The 7,870-nt window shown below is 63.1% G+C and carries 6 protein-coding genes and 1 rRNA gene; all 7 read left to right on the forward strand.

Annotated elements, in window-relative coordinates; genetic code table 11:
* Positions 1 to 4: 4 nt before the first annotated feature.
* The gene (locus BMX85_RS27965; RefSeq protein ID WP_090327006.1) at positions 5 to 694 is read left to right on the forward strand and encodes a response regulator transcription factor; all 690 of its coding nucleotides are present in this window, start codon (positions 5 to 7) and stop codon (positions 692 to 694) included.
* Positions 681 to 1,907 (forward strand): sensor histidine kinase, encoded by a 1,227-nt coding sequence (locus tag BMX85_RS27970; protein WP_090327010.1) that lies wholly within the window; start codon positions 681 to 683, stop codon positions 1,905 to 1,907. The genes BMX85_RS27965 and BMX85_RS27970 overlap by 14 nt, the downstream gene beginning before the upstream one ends.
* A 130-nt stretch (positions 1,908 to 2,037) precedes the next feature.
* Complete coding sequence (locus BMX85_RS27975) at positions 2,038 to 3,705, forward strand: phosphoethanolamine transferase (RefSeq protein ID WP_229210696.1); 1,668 nt, start codon at positions 2,038 to 2,040, stop codon at positions 3,703 to 3,705.
* Entirely contained in the window at positions 3,677 to 4,405 is a 729-nt protein-coding gene (locus BMX85_RS27980; protein WP_090327014.1) for a phosphatase PAP2 family protein, read from the forward strand. Before BMX85_RS27975 ends, BMX85_RS27980 begins: the two co-directional genes overlap by 29 nt.
* Before the next feature lie 59 nt (positions 4,406 to 4,464).
* On the forward strand, positions 4,465 to 5,937 hold the full coding sequence (locus BMX85_RS27985) for a DUF2868 domain-containing protein (protein ID WP_090327019.1): 1,473 nt from the start codon (positions 4,465 to 4,467) through the stop codon (positions 5,935 to 5,937).
* Positions 5,934 to 7,412: a GTPase domain-containing protein gene (locus tag BMX85_RS27990; RefSeq protein ID WP_090327024.1), complete on the forward strand. Its 1,479-nt coding sequence runs from the start codon at positions 5,934 to 5,936 to the stop codon at positions 7,410 to 7,412. Before BMX85_RS27985 ends, BMX85_RS27990 begins: the two co-directional genes overlap by 4 nt.
* 396 nt (positions 7,413 to 7,808) lie before the next feature.
* Positions 7,809 to 7,870, forward strand: a 16S ribosomal RNA gene (locus BMX85_RS27995); the annotation flags it as partial.

Raw genomic sequence — 7,870 nt, forward strand, 5'->3', positions numbered from 1 at the left:
CTCCATGCGTATTCTGATTATTGAAGACAATCCCGACATTCTGGCCAATTTGTATGCCTTTTTGGAGGCGAAAGGGCATGTGCTCGATTCGGCGGCGAACGGCTACGCCGGGCTGGCCCTGGCGGCGCAGCACGAGTACGACGTGATCGTGCTGGACGTCATGCTGCCCGGCATGACGGGGTTGGAGTTGTGCCAGAAGCTGCGCGGCGAGCTGCGCGACGCCACGCCTGTGCTGATGCTGACCGCTCGCGACACGCTGGAGGACAAGGTCGCCGGCTTCGACAGCGGCGCCGACGATTACCTGGTCAAGCCGTTTTCGCTGGTCGAACTGGAGGTGCGCCTGAACGCCCTGCTGCGGCGCGCGCGCGGCCAGACCACCGGCGCCGCCGTGCTCAGCGTCGGCGACTTGCGCTTCGATACCGAGAATTTCGAGGTCAAGCGCGCCGGCACGCCGCTGGCGCTGACCAGGACCGGCTACACCATTTTAAAATGCCTGATGACGCAAGCGCCCAGGCTGGTGCCGCGCGAATTGCTGGAGCAGGAAGTGTGGGGCGAGGACCGTCCGGACAGCGACGCGCTGCGCACCCACATTCATGCGCTGCGCCAGGCGCTCGACAAACCTTTTGAATTCGCCATGCTGCGCACCGTTCCGGGCATCGGCTATAAACTGCTAGCCTCCGATGCCACCGTTTAAATCCTTGCGCCGGCGTATCGTCGTCGCCTATCTGACGTTCGCCGCCGCCGGCATCCTGTTTTTCGCCGTCATCGCCGCCGTCGCCGTCGAAGGCATCGAGGTCAAACTGGTCGACGAGCGCTTGCAGGAAGTGGCCGCCTGGGCGTCGCCGCGCCACGCCGGCGGCCTGCCGGTGGAAATGCCGGCCGGCCTGAGCTTCCATCACGACGCCGAAATTCCGCTGTCGTTGCGGGACTTGCCAGACGGTGCGACCGAGATCACCGTCGATGGCGTCGATTTGCATGTCTGGTCCGGGCGCGACGCCAACGGACGGTACGCGGTGGTCGACCACGCCAGCGCCTACGAAAAAATCGAGGTGGTGGTGTACGGCATGTTCGCCATCGGCTTTATCGGATTTTTGATTTGCTCGATGATGTTCGGCGCGTACATCGGCAATAGTCTGGTGGCGCCGATCATGGGGCTGGCCTCGGCGGTGCAGGCGCGCCGTACGGACTTGCCGCTGCAGGACAGTCCCGACGAACTGGGGATTCTGGCGCGCGCTTTTTCGGCCCGTACCAAGGAGTTGACCGAAGTTCTGGACCGCGAGCGCTTCTTCACGGGCGACGTCAGCCATGAGCTGCGCACCCCTTTGACGGTGATCACCGGCGCGGCGGAAATCCTGATGACGCAGGCGCATGCCAATCCGGCCATCCACGCCGCGTCCGAGCGCATCTACCGCGCCGCGCGCGACGCCTCCGATTCGGTGACGGTGCTGCTGCGGCTGGCGCGCTCGCCGGACATGCTGGAGATGACGTCGGTCTCGGCGGCCGGGCTGGCCGGCGAGGAGGCGGCGCGCTGCCAGAGCTTGACGGTGGCCAAACCGCTGGAGGTAAGGTATGCCGGCGGCGAGGATTTCATGATCCAGGCGCCGCGCGAACTGTTGATCGCCGCCATCGGCAACCTCGTGCGCAATGCCTGTCTTTATACGCTGCAGGGCGAGGTCGTGGTGCGGCTGGCCGGGCGTTCGCTGATCGTCGAGGATACCGGCCCCGGCCTGCCCGCCGCGGCCCGCGCGCGGCTGCTGAACGAGGCCATCCCGGTCAGCGCGAGCGGCTCGTCGGGCACCGGCCTGGGCCTGGGGCTGGTGCAGCGCATTTGCGCCTATCTGGGCGCGGACCTGGCCTATAGCGAGCGCGTCGGCGGCGGCAGCGTGTTTGAGATTCGATTTCCTTGAGGAATTTAACGTAAACTTAACGCATCTTTGACGCGGAGTTGACCGACGGGTAAGTAAGGTGGAGGCTGGAATTCAGGAGCCTCAGTTGAACATACATCCGAACTTAACGCTTAGTCATCATCGCGCGCGCTTGCTGCCGCTTCTGCGCGTCACGCCATTCACAAGGGTGCCGCGCGTTCATGTCCAGCACCTGACCCTGGCGGTCGCCGCTTTCTTTGTACTGGTGTACAACTTTAGCTTCTGGCAAACGTTCTTCGTGGCGACCGGCGGCTTCCAACCGGCCAACGTGCCGCTGTATGTCGCGTCGTTTACGCTGCTGGCGCTGGCGTTCAACGCCTTCCTGACCTTGTTCAGTTTTCGTTACGTGATCAAGCCGGTGCTGATCCTGCTGTTCTTCGTTACCGCCTTCAGCAGCTATTTCATGAACCGCTACGGCATCGCCATCGATGCTTCGATGCTGCAGAACGTCATGGAAACCGATGTGCACGAGGCCACCGAGTTGTTCAGCTGGAGCCTGGTGCTGACGATTTCCCTGCTGGGAGTGGTGCCGTCGGTGCTGGTGTACCATCTCAAGCTGGAATTTCCGCCGCTGCGCCGCGCGCTGTTGCTCAATCCCGCCGTGATCGTCGTCTCCCTGCTGGTTGCCGGCGTCCTGATGATGGGCTTCTTCAAGACCTTGGCGCCGGCCGTGCGCGAATACCGCCAGATGCGCTTCCTGCTGACGCCGACCAACGTCATCCAGGCCGGTAACTCTTTTCTCAAGCACAAAATGGCGCGCGCGACGGTGATCGCGCCGCTGGGCAGCGACGCCATGAAGGGCACCTTGTGGGCGCAGCAAAAGCGCCGCACGGTGACCATCATGGTGGTCGGCGAAACCGCGCGCGCGATGAATTTCTCGCTCAACGGCTATAAACGCGACACCAATCCGCTGCTGTCGCGCCAGGCCGGCCTGCTCAACTTCAGCAATGTGCAATCGTGCGGCACGGCCACGGCGATTTCCGTTCCCTGCCTGTTTTCCGGCTTCGCCCGCGTCGATTATTCGGAGACCAAGGCGAAGGCGCAGGAGGGCTTGCTCGACGTGCTCAGCCACGCAGGCTTGCAGGTGCTGTGGCGCGACAACAATTCGGGCTGCAAAGGCGTGTGCGACCGCGTGACGTATGAGGACATGTCGCAGCCGAAGGCCGGAGATCCGTTCTGTAACACGGAGGAGTGCTTCGACGAGCGCATGCTGCAAGGCCTGCCGGAAATCATCCGCGACGCCAAGCAGGATCTGGTCATCGTGCTGCACCAGAAGGGCAGCCACGGACCGGCGTACTGGAAGCGCTATCCGGCCGCGTTCCAGCGGTTCGGCCCGGTGTGCAGTAGCAACGAACTGGAAAAGTGTTCGCGCGAATCCATCGTGGCCGCCTACGACAACACCATCGCCTATACCGACTATTTCCTGAGCAAGACCATCGACCTGTTGCGCGCGGCCGGCGCCGCCGACAATGTCGACACCGCCTTCATGTACTTCTCGGACCACGGCGAATCGCTGGGCGAAAAGAATATGTATCTGCACGGCGCGCCGTACTTCATCTCGCCCGACGAACAGCGCCACGTGCCTTTCATGCTGTGGCTGGACCAGGGCTACCGCGACCGTTTCAACCTGGACCAGCGCTGCCTGGAGGCGCGGCGCGGGCAGGAGTTCTCCCACGATAACGTGTTCCATTCGTTCCTCGGCATGCTGAACATCAGCACGGCCGTCTACAATCCCCGACTCGATATTTTCCATGCTTGTACGCTCGCGAACCAGTCTTAAACAAGGAGGCGCGCTGCGCGCCGTCGACGCCGCGTTGATCCTGTCCGGCATGCTGATCCTCTGGATCGGTAACTACACCGATATCGATCTGGCGCTGGCCGACGCCATGTTCGACCGCGCCAGCGGCACGTTTCCCTGGCACCATGCGTGGCTGGCCGAACGGTTCAACCACGACATCCTGAAGACCATCCTGCAGGTCATGGGGGTGACGGTCGTCGCGCTGGCCGCGTGGGATTGGGCCAGGCCGCGGACGTACTGGGACGCGCCGCGCCGCACCGGCCTGCGCGTGCTGGCGCTGTCGGCCATCCTGGTGCCGACCTGCATCAGCGTGTTGAAGCACTTCAGCGATTCGCATTGCCCGTGGGATTTGCAGCGCTACGGCGGCCGCGAGCCCTATGTGCGGCTGCTGGAGATGCTGCCGGCCGGCGTGTCGCCGGGGCAGTGCCTCCCTGGCGGCCATGCGTCCAGCGCGCTCTGGCTGGTGGCTGTGGCCGTATTTTGGTTGCCGCATCGTCCCCGCATGGCCGCCGCCGTGGGCGGCGTGATGCTGGCCTTCGGCCTGGCGGTCGGCTGGATGCAGCAGTTGCGCGGCGCGCATTTCCTGACGCACACGCTTTGGTCGATGTGGGTCGCCGTATTCGTCGTCGACGTTCTCTATCGCACGCTCAGGCCGGCCGAACGGCGTGCGGAATTGGCCTGATTCGGGAAATTGGGTCACAATCCTGTCGAGTTGTCGCTTTGACCAAACACAGGAGCACTATGAACGAGCACATAGCCAGGGACGTCGTCCTGGTGCGGGCCATCGAATTGGCCGACCAGAAGAAAGAAGTGCTCAGCGAGGACGACCGCATGTACGCCAGCCGCAGCGCGCGCGAGCTGGCGCAATGGCAAGCCTCGGACAAACATGCGGACGTCACGCCCGACGATTTCCTGCAGCAGCGCTCGGAACAGATACTGAAACGCCTGACCGAGCGGACGCCGGCGTTTGCCGGCTTCGCCAAGCGCTCGACCGGTCTGCGGGCGCTGGCCTGGCTGTTGCCGCTGCTGGCGCTGGCGCTGGGCGCCGCGCTGGACCGCATTACCGATCCGCACCGCGTCGATCTGCTGTCGGCGCCGCTGCTGCTGATCATTGCCTGGAATCTTCTGGTTTATCTGGGCTTGTTAATCAGCCTGTTCATCCCCGCGCGCGCCGACGGCGGGCCGAAGTCGGGCCTGATCCGCCGCCTGAGCGTCGGCAAGCTGGCCGTGCCGCGCAAGGTGCCGCCGGTGCTGGCCACCGGATTGCTGGGCTTTATGGGCGAATGGTCGCAACTGAGCGCCAAATTGACGACGGCCCGGCTCGGCCGCACCATCCACCTGAGCGCGGCCATGTTCGCGCTCGGCGCCGTGCTCTCCTTATATGGCCGTGGCCTGCTGTCCCAGTACGCGGCCGGCTGGGAAAGCACCTTCCTCGACGCCACGCAGGTGCACAGCCTGCTGTCCATATTGTTCGCGCCGGCCATCGCCGTGTTCCAGTTGCAGGGCTTCAGCTTGGCCGAGATCGAGGCGCTGCGTTTCCCGCAGACCACGGCGCCGGAGGGTGGCGCGCGCTGGGTCCATCTGTACGCGGCGACGATCTTCCTGCTGGTCGTGCTGCCGCGTCTGGTGCTGGCGCTGGTCGCGAATTGGCGCGCGGCGCGCCTGAGCCGGCGTTTCCCGCTCGACCTGGATCAGCCATATTTCCGCAAGCTCAATGAGACGATCGGCGCCGGCACCGGCGGCATGCTGCGCGTGTTGCCGTTCAGCTTTACGGTCGACGAAACCCGCCATCGCGGCTTGGGGCAGATCGCCATCATGCTGTTCGGCGAGCAGGGCCGCATGATGTTGCGGCCGTCGACCTCGTACGGCGAGGAGCCCCGGGAGGCGCTGCGCGACGTCGACCTCAACGATCCGAACGTGACCATGACGGCGGTGCTGTTCAACTTGACAGCGACGCCTGAAAAGGAAAATCATGGCGCCTTCCTCGATTATTTGGTGAAGGCGTCGCCGCGCGGCATCGCGGTTCTGCTCGACGAATCCTCCTTTGTGGAACGCATGGGCCAGGCCGACCAGCGCGGGCTCGCCGAGAGAACCGCCCTGTGGCAAGAATTCTGCCGCTTCCACCAGACCACGGCGACCGTCGTGAATCTGCTGGACCCGTCCATCCACCCGCTCGACGCCGGCGTCGGGCTGAAACTGTCGGCTGCAGCATGAATGTTTCGATTGAAAAAACCGCGGCGGACGCGGTGCAAATCCAGTTCGCGCTGATTTCGCATACCAATAACGGCAAGACCACGTTGGCGCGCACCCTGGTCGGCATGGACATCGGCGAGGTGCGCGACGCCGCCCACGTGACCATCTTCGCCGAGTCGCATACGCTGTTGACGACGCCGCAGGGCGACAGCCTGCAATTGTGGGATACGCCGGGCTTCGGCGACTCGGTGCGCCTGCTCAAGCGGTTGGGGCAGTCGGGCAACCCGATCGGCTGGTTCCTGCGGGAAGTGCTGGACCGTTACCGCGACCGGCCGTTCTGGCTCAGTCAGAATGCCTTGCGCACGGCCAAGGAGTCGGCGGACGTCGTTCTTTATCTGGTCAACTCCTCGGAAAATCCGAAAGATGCCGGCTATGTGCCGGCGGAGATGAAGATATTGGACTGGATCGGCAAGCCGGTGGTGGTGTTGCTGAACCAGACCGGGCGGCCCCGGCCCGCCGCCGAGGAGCAGGCGGAGCAGGGGCGTTGGCGCGCGCATTTGGCGCAATATCCAGCGGTGCGCGAGGTGCTGGCGCTGGACGCCTTCGCCCGCTGCTGGGTGCATGAGCGCGTCTTTTACGACGCGGTCGGCAAACTGGTCGATCCGTCGCAGCAGGCCGGTTATGCCCGCTTGTTCGCAACCTGGGAAGCGGCCAACGTGCGCCGCTACGACCATGCGATCCGACTGCTGGCCAAACAGCTGGCGGCGGCCGCGCGCGATAGCGAGGCGGTCGACGCCGTGCCTTCCAGCATGCTCAAATCGGCGCTGAAGGTGGTCGGCATCGGCAAGAACGATGAGCAGCAGCGCCAAGACCGCGCCATGGGCAATCTGATCGCGCGCTTGAACCAGGCGACCGTCGAATCGACGCGCGAACTGTTGATCCTGCACCAGCTCGATCCAACCGACGCCGGCAAAATCAACGAGCGGGTGCGCGAAAACTTCGCCGTGCGCGCTCCCATTGATAAGGCGCAGGCGGGTTTGCTGGGCGCGGTGATCTCCGGCGCGGCGACCGGCCTGTCGGCCGACGTCATGGCTGGCGGGCTGACCTTGGGCGGCGGCGCCTTGCTGGGCGGGGTGGTCGGCGCGTTGACGTTCGCCGGCGCGGCCTGGGGATTTAATTCGAGTACCGACCGCAACCAGGCCGCCGTGCAATTTACCGATGCCTTCATGCGTAATCTGGTGGTGGTCGGCATTCTGCGTTACCTGGCGGTGGCGCACTTCGGACGTGGACGCGGTAATTTCGTCGAGAACGAGGCGCCGGCGTTCTGGCAGGAAGAGGTAGAGCAGGCGGTAGCGCAGCACGACGCCGCCTTGGTGGCGTTATGGGGGGACCTTCGCCGCGATAAGGCGGACAGCGAGGCCGCCACCGCGCTGATCCGGGAAATAGCAACCGCCGCCCTGGTAAGACTTTATCCAGATGTTGCAGTCAGGCTTTAAAAGTCCTTGCGGTAATTGTTGCGCCTTGCTATAGTTCGCCCCCTCGCAGAACGACGCACACAAATGCGGCGTGACATGAAGAAGACGAAGAAAAAGAAGTGCTTGACGAAATATTCGAAACGCTTCATAATCTTGCCTCTTCGCTGATGAACACAACGCTTCTTCAGCAAACAGTAACAAGCAGTACCGAATAAAGTTCTTTAAAAATTAACAGTCGATAAGTGTGGACGTTTGATGAAAGTGCACGCGGGACTTCGGTTCCGCGATACTTAAAATATCAAATGTTCACAAGAAGTAATGAAATAGGCGCTATGAAAATAGTGGCCTGTCAGTATTTTGAGTGAGCGACCTCTTAGCAATAAGAGTGCCGGTAAAACGGCAAAAGTAACAGAGATTAAACTGAAGAGTTTGATCCTGGCTCAGATTGAACGCTGGCGGCATGCCTTACACATGCAAGT

The sequence above is a fragment of the Duganella sp. CF517 genome, from assembly GCF_900110275.1.
In the GTDB taxonomy this organism is placed as follows: Bacteria; Pseudomonadota; Gammaproteobacteria; order Burkholderiales; family Burkholderiaceae_D; genus Rugamonas.